The following is a 15,672-nucleotide window of genomic DNA, read 5'->3' as shown; positions in this document are numbered from 1 at the left end:
AAGAATTTCAGATATAAAACTATCTAAACCCCTTGTATTTCAAGCGCTGGCAGCTATTTTTTTGTTCGTCGGCTTCACAACTTTGTCTGACGTACAGACGCATGCTGTTGCCTCCATACTGGTTGGCATTTCCTGGCTAACCAATGCTTATTGCCTATGCAACCTGACACTCAAGCCCCCACCACCGCCGCGCGCAAGCCGCGCATGACTTTTGCCCCTGCCGTTGTCTTGCCTTCCTTGCTGGTGCTCGGTGCCCTGCTGGTGCTCTGCGGTTTTTATCCCCAGCGTGCAGACCAGCTGTTTGGCAGCGCGCAGGCCTGGGTGGTGACGAATTTCGACTGGTTCTACACCGTGGCCGTGACGGGTTTTCTGGTGTTTCTGGTGCTGATTGCCTGGAGCCGCTATGGCGATATTCGCCTGGGGCCAGATGATGCCAAGCCCGAGTTCAGCTTTGCCTCATGGACGGCCATGCTGTTTGCGGCTGGCATGGGCATCGGGCTGATGTATTTCGGCGTGGGTGAGCCGCTGCAGCACTACCTGAATCCACCCACGCAGGAGGCAGGCACACCGGCTGCTGCGCGTGAGGCGCTGACCTCTACCTTCTTTCACTGGGGTTTTCAGGCCTGGGCCATCTATGGCGTGATGGGGCTGGTGCTGGCGTATTTTGGCTTTCGCTACAACCTGCCGCTGACCATGCGCTCGGGCCTGTACCCGCTGCTGCAAAAGCGCATCAACGGGCCCATTGGTCACAGCGTGGATGCCTTCGCTTTGGTGGGCACGATTGCCGGTTTGGCCACCACACTGGGCTATGGCGCACTGCAGTTGGCGGCAGGTCTGAATCTGGTGACCGGCTGGGATACAGGAACCACGGCGTTTCGTATCGCCGTGATCGTCGTCGTCGTGGGGCTGGCGGGTCTGTCCGCAGCCTCCGGACTGGACAAGGGCGTCAAGCGCCTGTCAGAAGTCAATCTGCTGATTACGTTTGCCCTGCTGGGCTTTGTGCTGCTGTGTGGCCCCACGGTGTTTTTGCTGCAGGCCTTCAGCGAAAACATCGGCAACTACCTGTCCAGCCTGGTGGGCATGTCGCTGCGTACCTTCACCTATGAAGTCGCCAAGGACGATGGCTGGTTTGGCGGCTGGACCATCCTCTACTGGGCGTGGTGGATCTCCTGGTCGCCCTTTGTGGGCATGTTCATCGCGCGTATTTCGCGTGGCCGCACGGTGCGTGAATTCATTGTGGGCGTGCTGTTCATTCCCACGGCGTTCAACCTGCTGTGGATGACCGTGTTTGGCAATGGTGCGATCTGGATCGACACCCATGTGGCGCAGGGCGCGCTGTCAGCGACGGCCAGCAATGTGGATGCGCTGCTGTTCCGCTTCTTTGAATATCTGCCGCTGGCCAAGGCTGTGTCGTGGATCGCCGTCTTGCTGATTACCCTGTTTTTTGTGACATCGGCTGACTCGGGCGCCTATGTGGTGGATGCGATTGCTTCGCGTGGCCACCCACAGTCCCCTGTCTGGCAGCGCCTGTTCTGGGCGGTCGTGCTGGGTATGACTGCCGTGGTGCTGCTGCTCGCCGGTGGGCTCAAGGCCTTGCAGGCCATGACACTGGTGACCGCTTTGCCTGTAGCCGCCATCATGGTGCTGCTGTGCATAGGCCTGTGGCGCGGCATGAAGGCCGACCTGGCGCATGCCGGGCAGGATCTGGCGCCTGCTACCAGCTTCTGGACAGGCCAGCACTGGCGCAAGCGCCTGGAGCAGATCGTGCACCAGCCTACAGAGGCAGATGTCAACCGCTTCCTTAAGGTATCGGTACTGCCTGCCATGCAGGAAGTAGTGGCTGAAATGCGCAAGCAGGGCGTAGATGCCCGGGTGCAGGATGACACGGCAGTGACAGAGGGTGCGGATGCAGGCTCTGTGCGCCTGATCGTGCCGATTACCGGGCTGCGTGACTTTGTCTATGGCGTGCGACCCGTCACACGCAGACTGCCGGGCTTCATGCTCACCGAGGTGACGGACGACGAAGCAAACGTGCGCCGCCACGTGGTGGAGCCCATCACCTTCTTTGAAGACGGCCGTGAAGGCTATGACGTGCAGTATCTGCGCCAGGAGGAGCTGATTGCTGACATCCTGCGCAACTACGAGCGCTACCTCTCGCTGATGGCCGACCAGCGCACCGTGCTGCTCAATCGCGCACCCGGGCATACGGAGTAACGCGCCTTTGCACTGAATACCCCCATGCCGCAAGTACACACGTGGCATGGGTGGTGTGACAGGTGCTGATGTCATGCTTGTGAATTCATGACATTTTTATGACGATGCAGGCTTTTACCCGGGTTACCACGGGTAAAGATGTCATGACAATGCAATATTGGCTGCCTAGACTGCGCAGTCATGTCAACCATTGAATTAGAAGCAGTCGCCAAGTCGTGGGGAGACACCACGGCATTGCGCGCCATGAACCTGCATATTCCTGCAGGTTCTTTTTGTGTCCTGCTTGGCCCTTCGGGCTGCGGCAAGTCCACCACCTTGCGCATCATTGCGGGCCTGGAAACCGCTACATCCGGTCAGGTGCGTATCGGTGGCAAAGATGTCACACAGCTGCCACCGGCTGAGCGTGGCATTGCCATGGTCTTCCAGAACTACGCGCTGTTTCCGCACCTGAGCGTGCGCGAGAACATTGGCTTTGGCCTGTCTGTGCGCAAAGTGCCTAAGGCAGAAGCCGAAAAACGCCTGTCGGAAGCGGCTGAACTGCTGGGCCTGAGCCATTTGCTGGACCGCAAGCCCGGGCAGCTGTCCGGTGGCCAGCAGCAGCGTGTGGCCCTGGGCCGCGCACTCGTAGCCCAGGCCCATGTCTGCCTGATGGATGAGCCTCTGTCCAACCTTGATGCCCAGCTGCGCCAGGAAATGCGCGCAGAGCTGCGCGAGTTGCAGCAGCGCCTGGGGCTGACGGTGGTCTACGTGACGCACGACCAGGCCGAAGCCATGAGCATGGCCGACCAGGTCGTGCTGCTGCATCAGGGCAAGGTGGAGCAGTGTGCAGCGCCGCGTGAAATGTACGCACGCCCAGCCACCACCTTTGCGGCCCGCTTTATTGGCACGCCTGCCATGAACCTGCTGCAGCTGCAGCAAGGCTGCATTGCTGGCAGCGACATCCAGACCGGCATGGCCTCTGCCGCCACCATGGGCCTGCGCCCCGAAGCCGTTCAATGGGGGGCCGTCGCCAGTACCGAGGGTATGACCGTACAGGCGCGGGTTACGGGGCAGGAATATCTCGGCGCTGATGTGGTGATGCGCTGCCAGCTTGGCAGCGAGCAGATCACTGTGCGTGCGCCCGGCAATCTGATTCCTGAAAACGATAGCTTGGTACCCCTGCACTGGGCGCGGCAGGACATGCATTTCTTTGACGCAAACGGCCAGCGAGTGGCTGCCTGATTGCCTTCTTTCAACCAGCAAGGATCGACAACATGCAACGCAAGACTTTTCTGAAAGCCATGGCCGCAGCCAGTGTGCTGAGCGTGACCACCGCAGTGTGGGCGCAGAACCCTATTGAGGTGCAGTTTTACTACCCCGTCGCTGTGGGTGGCCCCATCACCAAAACCATTGACGGCTACGCGGCTGAGTTCAACAAGGCGTATCCGCAGTACAAGATCGTGCCGATTTATGCAGGTACGTACCAGGAGACCATCGTCAAGGCGCTGACGGCGCACAAGTCCGGCAAGGCGCCGGCCACTTCGGTGCTGCTGTCTACCGACATGTTCACGCTGATTGATGAAGATGCGATTGCACCGATTGACGACTTCATCAAGACCGAAGAAGACAAGGCATGGCTCAAGGGCTTTTACCCAGCCTTCATGGCCAACAGCCAGACGGGCGGCAAGACCTGGGGTGTGCCATTCCAGCGCTCCACCGTGGTGATGTACTACAACAAGGATGCGTTCAAGGAAGCAGGGCTGGACCCCAACAAGGCTCCGCAGAACTGGGCAGAGCTGAAAGAAGCAGCACACAAGCTCACCAAGAAAGATGCCAACGGCAATGTGATGCAGTACGGCATCCAGATTCCATCCACCGGCTTTGCCTACTGGATGCTGCAGACTTTTACTACGCCCAATGATGTGCTGCTGGCTAATGAAGCGGGTACCCAGGTGACGTTGGACAACCCCAAGGTCATTGAAGCGCTGGAGTACTGGGTGAACCTGGCCAAGGAGGGCGTGCATCCCAAGGGCGTGGTGGAGTGGGGCACTACACCCAAGGACTTCATGGAAAAGAAGGCTGCCATCATTGTGACCACCACGGGCAACCTCACCAACATCAAGAACAATGCCAAGTTTGATTTCGGCGTGGCACAGATTGCGGGCAACATCCGCAAGGGCTCACCTACAGGCGGTGGCAACTTCTACATCTTCAAGAATGCGCCCAAGGAGCAGCAGGAGGCCGCCTTCAAGTTTGCGCAGTGGATCACCCAGCCTGAGCGTGCTGCGCATTGGAGCATGGACAGTGGCTATGTGGCTGTTTCTCCTGCAGCCTACAACACGCCAACGCTGAAGAAATACGGTGAAGACTTCCCTGCCGCTTTGGTGGCACGTGATCAGCTGCCCGTGTCAGTGGCTGAGTTCTCTACGCATGAGAACCAGCGTGTGACCAAGACACTGAATGACGCCATTCAGGCTGCACTTAACGGCACCAAGACCCCTGCGCAGGCCATGAAGGATGCGCAGCGTGAGGCTGACCGCATTCTGCGTAGCTACCGCTGATGATGCGGCTGTGCCGCAGAGGCCTGCCTTCTCCGGCACCTGTGACTGCTCGCCTTGCCTGGGCATAAGCCCAGCAAGGCGCTTGTTTTTGCTCTGAGAGATGGTTTGAACGCATGTCCGGTTCTGTTTCTTCCCCCATGGCAGGTGCCAGCCAGCGCAGCGTCCACGCATGGCTGCTGCTGTTGCCTGCACTGGTGCTGCTGGTCACATTTACGCACTGGCCCGCTGTGGCCACGCTGATAGACAGTTTTTTCTCTACCCCCAAGGGTGCACGCCCTGCGCAGTGGGTGGGGTTGGAAAACTATGAAGTCATGGTCGATGACCCGGTGTTCTGGCAGGCTGTGCGCAACAACCTGTGGTTTGCTCTGGCCACGATTCCGGCTTCGATTGGCCTGGCCTTGCTGATGGCGGTCTGGGTCAATGAACGCATGGCTGGGCGCTCGTTCCTGCGCATGGCCTACTTCACGCCTACGGTGCTGCCCATGATTGCCGTTGCCAATATCTGGCTGTTTTTCTACACGCCGCAATACGGCCTGCTCGAGCAGTTCACCGCGGCACTGGGCTTTCCCTCACACAACTGGCTGGGCAGCCCATCGACGGCTTTAGGCGCCGTCACGCTGGTGGCAGTGTGGAAGGAAGCAGGCTTTTTCATGATCTTCTACCTGGCTGCCCTGCAGACGCTGAACCCCAGCCTGAAGGAGGCCGCAGCCATTGAGGGCGCTTCACGCTGGTATTTCTTCTGGCGCGTGCAGTGGCCGCTGCTCATGCCCACCACCTTGTTTGTGCTGGTCAATGCGGTGATCAATGCATTCCGCCTGGTGGATCACATCTTCATTCTTACGCGCGGTGGGCCGGACAACGCCACCACGCTGCTGCTGTACCACCTCTATGAGGTGGGCTTCAAGTTCTGGGATACGGCCTATGCGGCAGCGATTACCGTGGTGCTGGTGGTCGTGCTGGCCAGCGTGGCGCTGTTTCAGTTTTTTGTGCTGGACAAGAAGGTGCACTACAAATGAATGCATCCCCTGTGATTTACCGACACACGCGGTTAGATACTTTGGCGGCCTGGGTACTGGCCATTTTGTGGATTTTGCCGCTGGCTTATGCGTTCTGGACGGCATTCCACCCCAGCGATTACGCCATTCGATTTGACCTGAGCGCGCCATGGACGCTGCAGAATTTTCGCAATGCCTGGGAAGCGGCACCTTTTGCGCGCTACTTTCTGAACACCACGCTGCTGGTGCTCATGATTTTGGCGGTGCAGCTGGTGCTGTCTACGCTGGCGGCCTTTGCGTTTGCACGCTATGAGTTTCGCGGCAAGAACGTGGCTTTTGCGCTGGTGCTGGTGCAGCTGATGATCATGCCGGACATCCTGCTCGTGGAGAACTACCAGACCATGGCACGCCTGGGGCTGGTAGATACGCTGTTTGCCATCGGCCTGCCGTACTTTGCTTCAGCGTTTGCCATCTTCTTGCTGCGTCAGACTTTCATGGGCATTCCCAAGGAGCTGGACGAAGCCGCACGCGTGGAAGGTGCCAGCACTTTGCAGGTGCTCTGGCGCGTTTATGTGCCGTTGGCCAAGCCCGTGTACACCGCGTTTGCGCTGGTATCGGTGAGTTTTCACTGGAACAACTTTCTGTGGCCGCTCATCATTACCAATAGCGTGGAGTCGCGCCCACTGACGGTGGGGCTGCAGGTGTTTTCCAGCGTAGAGCAGGGCGTGGACTGGAGCACCATCACCGCCGCCACATTGATGACTTCTGCGCCGCTGCTGATCGCTTTTATCCTGTTCCAGCGTCAGTTTGTGCAGAGCTTCATGCGGGCTGGTATCAAGTAAGCAGCGGGCGGCGGCTCAGCTATCCGCTGCTGCAGGCTTGCTGCCCAGCACTTGCTTGCAGGTGCTGATCCATTCCGCCATGGCCTTTTCAAAAAGGCTTTGTGGGTGTTGCACGATCTGTGGCCAGCGGCGTGTGCAGGCGTCAATACAGTTTTCAACCTGCCACAGGGCTTCGCGGTTGATCAGCACCAGCTCTGACATGCTGGATGGGGCTTCCTCGAGCATGGCCAGCCAGTCTGCCTGATGGCGGGGGTGTGAGCCTGCTTCGGCCAGCGCTTTCTCCAGTGCCACCAGACGTGCGTCGACGTAAACGCCAGCACGTCCACTGGGCATGGCCTGCCAACGTTCCGGAAACTGGCGCTTGCACAGCATCCATTGCTGAAAAATCGCTGCCAGCGTGGCAATCTCACGCCGGACTTCGGCCTGTGTGTGCTCCCGTGCCTGTACAGGCTGGGCTGTATCTGCACGGAGCATGGCGTGGATATGCTGCATCAGCTGCCTGTCAAAGCGGTTGTGGTTCATGCGCAGCACCAGGGACAGCCGCTGTGCGGGCATATCGCGGTATTTGTCTTAGAAGGCAGAGACCACTTCCGCCAGCATCAGGATGCGGCCCATGGACGAAATCGCATCGCCACTGATGCCGCGCGGGTAGCCGCTGCCATCCATGCGCTCATGGTGCTCCAGCACAGCCTCTTCAATCTCGTGTGAATAGGCCTTGCAGTTGCGCACCACCAGCATGCCTGTGACGCAGTGGGCGGCCAGATGCTTGCGCTCCTGGTCTGTCAGTTTGTGATTGCGGTTCAGCCAGCTGGGTGGCATGTAGAGCATGCCTACATCGTGCAGCATCGCAGCAGCAGCCAGCTGTCCACATTCACGCGTCTTCATGCCGGACTTGATGCCCAGGTACACGGAGCTCATCATCATGGTGATGCTGTGTGCGTACAGCACGGGCAGCTGTTCGCGCATGACGCTCATCTTGAAGCTGGCCTGGTAGGGCCATGGCATCTGGCGCACAGCTTCCAGCAGCATGTGGCTGTCAGCACCAAGATGAGCTTGCAGTGAACGACCCAGCGCTGATTCGGAGCACAGGCGCAGCACCTCTTCCTCGATCGCACGCACATCCACACCATTGCGTATGAGCAATTGCTCGTCAATGGGGGTGGCCAGCTTGTGCTGGATCAGTTGCTCGTACAGGCGACTGTCCAGCCGAACACCTTTTTCCAGCAGCTTGATGCCGGTCTCAGAGTAAATGGCCCCGCCCGTCACCACTTCTTTCTTGTCTGCCATGTCTGTGACAGCGCGTAGAAAGTGTGCGTCGTTATGCAGGCGCTCAGGAGCCAGCAAATCGTCGGGTTCCTCTACGCTCACTCCCTGCATGCAATCTCCATTCTCTGAATCAAGGCAGCCGATGGTAGTGGATTGCACACAGTGCCAGACAAGAAAAAGCCCGCATGGTGCGGGCATTGGCGTTTGTCAACAGTGTCAACGCTCAGCGAAGCAGCGTCACACCGGTCTTGCTCTGGATTTCGTCAAAGCTGACGTCAGGTGCCAGTTCCACCAGTTTGAGGCCTTCGGGCGTGACGTCCATCACGCCCAGATCGGTAATGATGCGGTCCACAACACCTACACCTGTGAGCGGCAACGTGCACTGGGGCAGGATCTTCAGGTCGGTCGTGCCGTCCTTCTTGCGTGCCACATGCTCCATCAGCACGATGACGCGCTTGACGCCTGCGACCAGGTCCATGGCGCCGCCCATGCCCTTGACCATCTTGCCCGGAATCATCCAGTTGGCCAGATCGCCTTTTTCGCTGACCTGCATGGCTCCCAGAATTGACAGGTTGATCTTGCCGCCGCGAATCATGGCAAAAGACTGGTCCGAGCCAAAGATGGATGAGCCTGGGATGGTGGTCACGGTCTGCTTGCCGGCATTGATCAGGTCAGCATCCACCTGGTCTTCGGTGGGGAAGGGGCCAATGCCCAGCATGCCGTTTTCGGACTGCAGCCACACTTCCTTGTCGCCTGTGTGGTTGGCTACCAGTGTGGGGATGCCAATACCCAGGTTCACGTAGAAGCCGTCTTCCAGTTCTTGCGCCGCACGTGCGGCCATTTGGTCTTGGGTCCAAGGCATGTCAGGCTCCTGCTTTGTCGTTCTTGGTTTCGGTCATCGTGCGTTTTTCAATGCGCTTTTCGGGGCTGGGGTTGTGCACGATGCGGTGCACGTAGATGCCGGGCAGGTGGATGTCGTCCGGTGCAATTTCGCCCAGTTCCACGATCTCCTCCACCTCCACAATGCAGATCTTGCCGGCTGTGGCCGCAGCAGGATTGAAGTTGCGTGCCGTCAGGCGAAACTGCAGGTTGCCGCTGGTGTCCGCACGGTAGGCCTTGACCAGCGATACATCGGTGACGATGGAGCGCTCCATCACATAGGTCTCGCCATCGAACTCGCGCAGTTCCTTGCCTTCGGCAACCATGGTGCCCACGCCGGTCTTGGTGAAGAACGCAGGAATACCGGCGCCACCAGCGCGCAGCTTCTCGGCCAGTGTGCCCTGCGGGGTAAATTCCAGCTCCAGCTCGCCTGCGAGATACTGGCGCTCGAATTCCTTGTTCTCGCCCACATAGGACGAGATCATCTTCTTGATCTGGCGCGTCTCCAGCAGCTTGCCCAGACCAAAGCCATCCACACCGGCGTTGTTCGACACCACGGTCAGATTATTCACGCCGCTATCGCGCAGGGCGTCAATCAGTGCTTCAGGAATACCGCACAGGCCAAAACCGCCGACGGCGATCAGCTGTCCATCAGCGACCACGCCCTTCAATGCCTCATGGGCTGAGGGATAGAGTTTTTTCACGCTTGTCTCCTTGTTGGGAATTTATGCTTCGTAAGATACTACGTAGTTACATACGTAGTTTTTCCTAGAGAGTTGCACTATGGAGCTTGATCACCGACTCGCCTTTGACCTTGCCCCCGTGGGTTTGGTGATCTCGCGCAACCGCATCATGGTGGACTGCAACCAGCGCGTGTGCGAAATGTTTGCCATGTCGCGCGAAGTCATGGTCGGGCAGTCCTTTCAGCTGCTGTACCCGAGCATTGATGAGTATGAACGCCTGGGAGCACGCATGGCACCCATTCTGAATGCGCGGGGCACGTATTCAGACAACCGCATCATGCGGCGTGGTACGGGCGAGACCTTCTGGTGCCATGTGAGCGGGCGCGCACTGGACCGCAATGATCCGCATGCAGCAGGCATCTGGAGCTTTGAAGACATGAGCGAGCAGCGTCCGGTCAAGGCAGAGCTCACGGGCCGCGAACGTGAAGTGGCAGCACGTCTGCTTGAAGGCCTGACTTCCAAGGAGATCGGGCGTGTGCTCCATATCAGCCACCGCACGGTGGAAATTTACCGCGCACGTCTGATGCGCAAATACAGCGCCAGTACCACGGCCGATCTGGTGCACAAGCTGCTGACGGCATAAGTCGTAACGGTCCAAGCTGCTTGCTGGAGCAGCGTTTCTAATCTGCATCATGCATCTCGCAATGGTCTTGTAGTCCAAGTGCGCGATCGACTGCTGCTGCCTTGTTCTTTAAAAGCTTCCGCGACAGACTGAGGAACTTAAGTTACATGTGGCATCTCCCTTGATAGGAGTGCCATGGCAGTTACATGCTGCGCTTGCAGTTTTGCCTATGGGTGCACTTGGTATTTTCAATCGAAAACGCATACCGGATGTCACATGACTCCTGCATAATTCGATCCATAGATTGCTTATGTCTATCTAATTTCAAATCTGATATCAATTATTAATTGATATCTTCGCCCCCCACGACTTGCGTTGTTGCAAGTTCAATTCAACGGAGATCACACATGACAGCTGAATCGAAGTGCCCTTTCCACCAAGAAGGTCAGAACCTAGGCACTGCTGCCAAAGGCGGAACAACTAATCGCGACTGGTGGCCTAACCAGCTGCGTGTGGACTTGCTCAGCCAGCACTCGTCCAAGAGCAACCCCATGGGCGAAGACTTCAACTACGCTGAAGAATTCAAAAAGCTCGACTATGAAGCCCTCAAGCGCGACCTGCGTGCACTGATGACGGACTCCCAGGACTGGTGGCCTGCTGACTTTGGTCACTATGGCCCTCAGTTCGTGCGCATGGCGTGGCACTCTGCCGGTACCTACCGCATGCAGGACGGCCGCGGTGGCGCAGGCCGTGGTCAGCAGCGCTTTGCACCGCTGAACAGCTGGCCCGACAACGTCAATATCGACAAGTCTCGTCGCCTGCTGTGGCCCATCAAGCAAAAGTACGGCAACAAAATTTCCTGGGCTGACCTGCTGATCCTGACTGGTAACGTGGCGCTGGAAACCATGGGCTTCCGCACTTTCGGTTTTGCCGGTGGCCGTGTGGACACCTGGGAACCCGATCAGGATGTGTACTGGGGCTCCGAAAAGGAGTGGCTGGCACCTACCGCCAACCCCAATAGCCGTTACTCCGGTGAGCGCGATCTGGAAAACCCACTGGCTGCCGTGCAGATGGGCTTGATCTACGTGAACCCCGAAGGTCCAGATGGCAACCCCGATCCCCTGCTGTCCGCCCGTGACATTCGCGACACCTTCGCCCGCATGGCGATGAACGACGAAGAAACTGTGGCGCTGATCGCTGGTGGTCACACCTTTGGTAAGACCCACGGTGCAGGCCCTGCTTCGCATGTGGGTGCAGACCCTGAAGCTGCGGGCCTGGAAGCCCAGGGCTTGGGCTGGGCTTCGAGCTTCGGCAAGGGCAATGCTGGCGACACCATCACCTCCGGCCTGGAAGTGACCTGGACCCAGACGCCTACACAGTGGAGCAACTTCTTCTTTGAAAACCTGTTCAAGTACGAATGGACGCTGGAGAAGTCCCCCGCTGGTGCCTGGCAGTGGGTGGCCAAGGACGCGGACGATGTCATCCCTGACGCACACGGCGGCCCTCGTAAAAAGCCCACCATGCTGACCTCGGACATTGCCCTGCGCATGGACCCTGCTTACGAGAAGATTTCTCGCCGCTTCCTGGAAAACCCACAGGCATTTGCTGAAGCTTTTGCCCGTGCATGGTTCAAGCTGACCCACCGTGACATGGGCCCCCGCTCGCGTTACCTCGGCCCCGAAGTGCCAAAGGAAGAGCTGATCTGGCAAGACGTGATTCCTGCACCTTTCTACGCTCCTGTGGGCGAAGCAGAAATTGCAGCCATCAAGGCCAAGATCCTGGCTTCCGGCCTGAGTGTGCAAGAACTGGTGGGTACAGCCTGGGCTTCGGCATCCACCTTCCGTGGTTCCGACAAGCGCGGTGGTGCCAACGGTGCTCGCATCCGCCTGGCTCCTCAAAAGGACTGGGCTGCGAACAACCCTGCCCAGCTGGCCAAGGTGCTGGCAACACTGGAAAGCATCCAGGCTGAGTTCAAGATCTCGTTGGCTGACCTGATCGTGCTGGCCGGTGGTGTGGGTATCGAGAAGGCAGCAGCAGACGCAGGCGTGCAGATCACCGTGCCTTTCACGCCTGGTCGCAGCGATGCCTCTGCAGAGCAGACCGATGTGGAATCGTTCTCGGTGCTGGAGCCTCAGGCTGACGGCTTCCGTAACTTCCAGAAGGCCAAGTTTGCGGTGCCTGCTGAAGCCATGTTGATCGACAAGGCCCAGCTGCTGACGCTGACAGCCCCTGAAATGACCGTGCTGATCGGTGGTCTGCGTGCCATCAACATCAACACCGACGGCAGCAACACCGGCGTGTTGACCAAGACGCCTGGCAAGCTGACCAACGACTTCTTTGTGAACCTGCTGGACATGAGCACCCAGTGGAAGCCTCTGGACAACGGCAACTACGAAGGCGTGGATCGCAAGACTGGCGAAAAGCGCTGGACTGGCACCCGCGTGGACCTGGTGTTCGGCTCGAACTCCATCCTGCGTGCACTGGCTGAGGTCTATGCCGAAGTCGGTAACGAGCACAAGTTCTACCAGGACTTTGTGGCTGCCTGGGTCAAGGTCATGGAGCTGGACCGCTTCGACCTGAAGAAGTAATGCAGCGAGGGCTGGTGTTCACCACCAGCCTGTTGCTGAAACGACTGAAAATGGTCATTTCAAGCGCCCTTCGGGGCGCTTTTTTTATGCCATCTTGGGGATGGCTGCAAGACGTAAAAAAAGCGCTCTGGCGAGCGCTGTAGATCCTGGGTATGGCTTTAGCTGGGTAGCTGATCATTGGGTACAGCTACCTGCAGATGCAAGATGCTGAAGTACAGCGATACATCGCCTTGCTGGTCCACATAGGTGCCCAGTGCTCGCTGCAGCCGTGCAGCAATTGCCAGACACTCCGTGGCTTCTGGGCGGCCGCCCTGGATGCAGGGCGTGGTCAGCAGTGCCAACTGATGTTCTCGGCCAAAGTCATAGACCACTTCGAGGGCCTGGGCGTGCTGAACAGGAATGGCTTCATTGCCCCAGCTCCATATGAACGTGCCGTCTTTGTTGCTGCTGGTACCAACCAGACACACTGTTGCCACAACCTCGTGCAAAGGGCCTTCGAAGGCCAGCAGTGCACGTTCCAGATCCCAGCGGCATTTCAGCGGGGCATGCAAACCAAACTGCTGTGGCCATTGTGCATTTTGGGCCAGCATGTTCTCTACGGCTTCACGGCTCCAGGCCGCCCAGTCGGTGCTTGCTTGTGTATCGCTCATTCCCTATCCATGGTGTTTGTCATTGCCTGCATTGTCCGTCACATGACGATCTTGGTGCAGGCATTTGACTATGCTTGGGAAAAACTGTGAGGAGACAAACCTTGAAAGCGCGTTATCCCTTCCCTGATCTGAATGTTTTGCCTGAAGACATCCGTGCCCGCATTCTGGAGGTGCAGGAAAAGGCAGGCTTTATTCCCAACGTGTTTCTGGCGCTGGCGCGCCGCCCGGCCGAGTGGCGCGCATTCTTTGCCTATCACGACGCACTGATGCTCAAGGAAGGGGGCAGCCTGACCAAGGGAGAGCGCGAAATGATCGTCACTGCCACCAGCGCAGCCAACCAGTGCCTGTATTGCGTGGTGGCCCACGGAGCCATCCTGCGCATTTACGAGAAAAAGCCGATGGTGGCGGACCAGGTTGCGGTGAACTATCGCAAGGCCGACATCACGCCGCGCCAGCGTGCCATACTGGACTTTGCGATGAAGGTCAGCCAGCGCAGCCACGAAATTGAAGACCGTGACTTTGAGCTGCTGCACGCACATGGCTTTGATGATGAAGACATCTGGGACATTGCCGCCATCACTGCGTTCTTTGGCCTGTCCAATCGCATGGCCAGCTTCAGTGGCATGCAGCCTAACCCGGAGTTCTACCTGATGGGGCGCATCCCCAAAAGCCGCTGAAAAAACAAAACCTCCACAGACTTTGGCAGCCTGCGGAGGTTGTTCAATGTTCAGCCTTGCAGCTATGGGCTGATTACTTGGCCGCAGCCGTGCGCTCAGCGGCTTCCATGGTGTTGACCAGCAGCATGGTGATGGTCATGGGGCCCACGCCGCCGGGTACGGGGGTGATGTAGCCAGCCACGTCCTTGCAGCCGTTGTAGTCCACGTCACCGCACAGCTTGCCTTCGTCATCGCGGTTCATGCCCACGTCAATCACTACGGCACCGGGCTTGACCATGTCGGCGGTCAGCACATTGCGCTTGCCTACGGCAGCGACCACGATGTCAGCCTGGCGGGTCATGGCGGCCAGATCAGCAGTGCCGCTGTGGCAGATGGTCACAGTGGCGTTGGCAGCCAGCAGCATCATGGCCATGGGCTTGCCCACAATATTGGAGCGGCCGATGACTACGGCGTGCTTGCCGCGCAGATCTTTCATGCCAATGGATTCCAGCATCTTCATGCAGCCGTAGGGTGTGCAGGCCTTGAAGCCCACTTCACCGACCATCAGCGCACCGGCACTGGCAACGTGGAAGCCATCGACGTCCTTGGAAGGAGAAATGGTCTCGATGACCTTGTGGTCGTCAATGTGCTTGGGCAGGGGCAGCTGCACCAGAATGCCGTGGATGCTGGGGTCGTTGTTCAGCGCTTCCACGCGTGCCAGCAGCTCTGCTTCGGTCATCGACGCATCGTACTTTTCCAGCACGGAGTGGAAACCCACGTCTTCGCAGGCCTTGACCTTGTTGCGCACGTACACCTGAGAGGCCTGGTTGTCGCCCACCAGAATCACAGCCAGACCAGGTTTGGTACCTTGGGCTGTCAAGGCTGCTGCACGCTGGGCGACTTCGGAACGCAGTTGGGCGGAAAGGGCTTTGCCGTCAATGATTTGGGCTGTCATGGTGATGCTGGAGGAGGAAAGACATCAAAAGAAAAAGCTGCCGGACCTGTACAGGCGCTGGCAGCCTTTGAGGGTAAGCCCCGAATTTTATGCCGGGACTTTGGCTGCGGAAGATGAACCCAGTGCAATCTTGAGCAGATCAGCCACGGTGTTGGCTCCCAGCTTTTCCATGATGTTGGCGCGGTGCGCCTCCACGGTCTTGATACTGATGCCCAGATCGTCTGCGATTTGCTTGTTCAGGCGACCGGCGACGATGCGCTCGAGCACCTGCGATTCGCGGCCAGTGAGCTTGGACAGCAGCGCTTCACGGCTGGCTGCCTGCTGGTGGTCAGTAAATGCTTCCTGTGCGCGTTCGAGCATGCGCTCCACCACACTCAGCAAGTCATTTTCGTTAAAAGGCTTCTGGATAAAGTCCAGCGCGCCTTTTTTCATGGTGTTCACCGCCATGGGCACGTCGCCGTGACCGGTGATGAACACGACGGGCAGGGGGGACTTGCGTTCCAGCAGCTTGTCTTGCAGCTCCAGACCTGTCATTCCTCCCATGCGGATATCGGCAATCAGGCAGGCCACTTCGCGGGGGTCATAGCGCGAGAGGAATGACTCGGCGGAGTCAAAGCAGCGTACGCGATAGTCTTTGCCCTCCAGCAGCCATTGCAGCGAATCGCGTACGGCTTCATCGTCATCGACTACGTAGACTGTGCCTTTTTTGGGTGTCAAGCTCATGCAGGTTTCCTTGTATTTGGATTTATCGCCGAAGAAAGGTTGTCTCCTTTTCCTGAGCT

At 58.3% G+C, this 15,672-nt stretch carries 15 protein-coding genes; 8 read left to right on the top strand and 7 right to left on the bottom strand.

The annotated features are described in order from the left end of the window. Positions 1-156 precede the first annotated feature (156 nt). From B5M06_RS15215 to B5M06_RS15195, 5 genes are all read left to right on the top strand, one after another. Positions 157-2,214: a BCCT family transporter gene (locus B5M06_RS15215; RefSeq protein WP_054065771.1), complete on the top strand. Its 2,058-nt coding sequence runs from the start codon at positions 157-159 to the stop codon at positions 2,212-2,214. Positions 2,215-2,394: 180 nt separating this feature from the next. Then, entirely contained in the window at positions 2,395-3,435 is a 1,041-nt protein-coding gene (locus tag B5M06_RS15210; RefSeq protein ID WP_054065772.1) for an ABC transporter ATP-binding protein, read from the top strand. Positions 3,436-3,467: 32 nt separating this feature from the next. Then, a complete protein-coding gene (locus tag B5M06_RS15205; RefSeq protein ID WP_054065773.1) occupies positions 3,468-4,754 on the top strand; it encodes an ABC transporter substrate-binding protein in 1,287 nt (428 codons plus the stop codon). A 113-nt stretch (positions 4,755-4,867) separates the two neighbouring features. Next, complete coding sequence (locus tag B5M06_RS15200) at positions 4,868-5,770, top strand: carbohydrate ABC transporter permease (protein WP_054065774.1); 903 nt, start codon at positions 4,868-4,870, stop codon at positions 5,768-5,770. Next, positions 5,767-6,591, top strand: a complete 825-nt coding sequence (locus tag B5M06_RS15195; RefSeq protein ID WP_054065775.1) for a carbohydrate ABC transporter permease — start codon at positions 5,767-5,769, stop codon at positions 6,589-6,591. The genes B5M06_RS15200 and B5M06_RS15195 overlap by 4 nt, the downstream gene beginning before the upstream one ends. Before the next feature lie 15 nt (positions 6,592-6,606). Here B5M06_RS15195 and B5M06_RS17585 read toward each other — a convergent pair whose 3' ends face one another. From B5M06_RS17585 to B5M06_RS15180, 4 genes are all read right to left on the bottom strand, one after another. Beyond that, on the bottom strand, positions 6,607-7,146 hold the full coding sequence (locus B5M06_RS17585) for a hypothetical protein (RefSeq protein ID WP_240183948.1): 540 nt from the start codon (positions 7,144-7,146) through the stop codon (positions 6,607-6,609). Positions 7,147-7,161: 15 nt separating this feature from the next. Beyond that, a complete protein-coding gene (locus B5M06_RS17580; protein ID WP_240183947.1) occupies positions 7,162-7,968 on the bottom strand; it encodes an HD-GYP domain-containing protein in 807 nt (268 codons plus the stop codon). A 112-nt stretch (positions 7,969-8,080) separates the two neighbouring features. After that, complete coding sequence (locus B5M06_RS15185; RefSeq protein ID WP_054065776.1) at positions 8,081-8,719, bottom strand: 3-oxoacid CoA-transferase subunit B; 639 nt, start codon at positions 8,717-8,719, stop codon at positions 8,081-8,083. A 1-nt stretch (position 8,720) separates the two neighbouring features. Next, entirely contained in the window at positions 8,721-9,440 is a 720-nt protein-coding gene (locus B5M06_RS15180; protein WP_054065777.1) for a CoA transferase subunit A, read from the bottom strand. Positions 9,441-9,519: 79 nt separating this feature from the next. On the opposite strand from B5M06_RS15180, the gene B5M06_RS15175 reads away from it, so the two are divergent. Continuing rightward, positions 9,520-10,062, top strand: a complete 543-nt coding sequence (locus B5M06_RS15175) for a PAS and helix-turn-helix domain-containing protein (RefSeq protein ID WP_054065778.1) — start codon at positions 9,520-9,522, stop codon at positions 10,060-10,062. A gap of 386 nt (positions 10,063-10,448) precedes the next feature. Further along, positions 10,449-12,629, top strand: coding sequence for a catalase/peroxidase HPI (gene katG / locus B5M06_RS15170; RefSeq protein WP_054065779.1), 2,181 nt, complete (start codon positions 10,449-10,451; stop codon positions 12,627-12,629). Between the two features lie 158 nt (positions 12,630-12,787). On the opposite strand, the gene B5M06_RS15165 is transcribed toward katG, so the two are convergent. Continuing rightward, positions 12,788-13,279, bottom strand: coding sequence for a DUF6882 domain-containing protein (locus B5M06_RS15165; RefSeq protein WP_054065780.1), 492 nt, complete (start codon positions 13,277-13,279; stop codon positions 12,788-12,790). 101 nt (positions 13,280-13,380) lie between these two features. On the opposite strand from B5M06_RS15165, the gene B5M06_RS15160 reads away from it, so the two are divergent. Next, entirely contained in the window at positions 13,381-13,956 is a 576-nt protein-coding gene (locus tag B5M06_RS15160; protein ID WP_054065781.1) for a peroxidase-related enzyme, read from the top strand. A 73-nt stretch (positions 13,957-14,029) separates the two neighbouring features. Here the strand turns inward: B5M06_RS15160 and folD are convergent, their stop codons facing one another. Further along, the gene (gene folD, locus B5M06_RS15155) at positions 14,030-14,890 is read right to left on the bottom strand and encodes a bifunctional methylenetetrahydrofolate dehydrogenase/methenyltetrahydrofolate cyclohydrolase FolD (RefSeq protein WP_054065782.1); all 861 of its coding nucleotides are present in this window, start codon (positions 14,888-14,890) and stop codon (positions 14,030-14,032) included. 87 nt (positions 14,891-14,977) lie between these two features. Next, positions 14,978-15,613 carry a response regulator transcription factor gene (locus B5M06_RS15150; protein ID WP_054065783.1) on the bottom strand — a complete coding sequence of 212 codons (636 nt, stop codon included), beginning with the start codon at positions 15,611-15,613 and terminating at the stop codon, positions 14,978-14,980. Positions 15,614-15,672 lie beyond the last annotated feature (59 nt).

The sequence above is a fragment of the Comamonas kerstersii genome (genome assembly GCF_002056725.1).
GTDB lineage: Bacteria > Pseudomonadota > Gammaproteobacteria > Burkholderiales > Burkholderiaceae_C > Comamonas > Comamonas kerstersii.
Note: the sequence above shows the minus strand (reverse complement) of the source record. Positions and strands in the feature narration are given on the sequence as shown.

Bases quoted from the DNA above. Each gene is read 5' to 3' on its own strand.
- B5M06_RS15215 (WP_054065771.1), top strand. From the start codon at position 157: ATGCAACCTGACACTCAAGCCCCCACCACCGCCGCGCGCAAGCCGCGC.
- B5M06_RS15210 (WP_054065772.1), top strand. From the start codon at position 2,395: ATGTCAACCATTGAATTAGAAGCAGTCGCCAAGTCGTGGGGAGACACC.
- B5M06_RS15205 (WP_054065773.1), top strand. From the start codon at position 3,468: ATGCAACGCAAGACTTTTCTGAAAGCCATGGCCGCAGCCAGTGTGCTG.
- B5M06_RS15200 (WP_054065774.1), top strand. From the start codon at position 4,868: ATGTCCGGTTCTGTTTCTTCCCCCATGGCAGGTGCCAGCCAGCGCAGC.
- B5M06_RS15195 (WP_054065775.1), top strand. From the start codon at position 5,767: ATGAATGCATCCCCTGTGATTTACCGACACACGCGGTTAGATACTTTG.
- B5M06_RS17585 (WP_240183948.1), bottom strand. From the start codon at position 7,146: ATGCCCGCACAGCGGCTGTCCCTGGTGCTGCGCATGAACCACAACCGC.
- B5M06_RS17580 (WP_240183947.1), bottom strand. From the start codon at position 7,968: ATGCAGGGAGTGAGCGTAGAGGAACCCGACGATTTGCTGGCTCCTGAG.
- B5M06_RS15185 (WP_054065776.1), bottom strand. From the start codon at position 8,719: ATGCCTTGGACCCAAGACCAAATGGCCGCACGTGCGGCGCAAGAACTG.
- B5M06_RS15175 (WP_054065778.1), top strand. From the start codon at position 9,520: ATGGAGCTTGATCACCGACTCGCCTTTGACCTTGCCCCCGTGGGTTTG.
- katG (WP_054065779.1), top strand. From the start codon at position 10,449: ATGACAGCTGAATCGAAGTGCCCTTTCCACCAAGAAGGTCAGAACCTA.
- B5M06_RS15165 (WP_054065780.1), bottom strand. From the start codon at position 13,279: ATGAGCGATACACAAGCAAGCACCGACTGGGCGGCCTGGAGCCGTGAA.
- folD (WP_054065782.1), bottom strand. From the start codon at position 14,890: ATGACAGCCCAAATCATTGACGGCAAAGCCCTTTCCGCCCAACTGCGT.
- B5M06_RS15150 (WP_054065783.1), bottom strand. From the start codon at position 15,613: ATGAGCTTGACACCCAAAAAAGGCACAGTCTACGTAGTCGATGACGAT.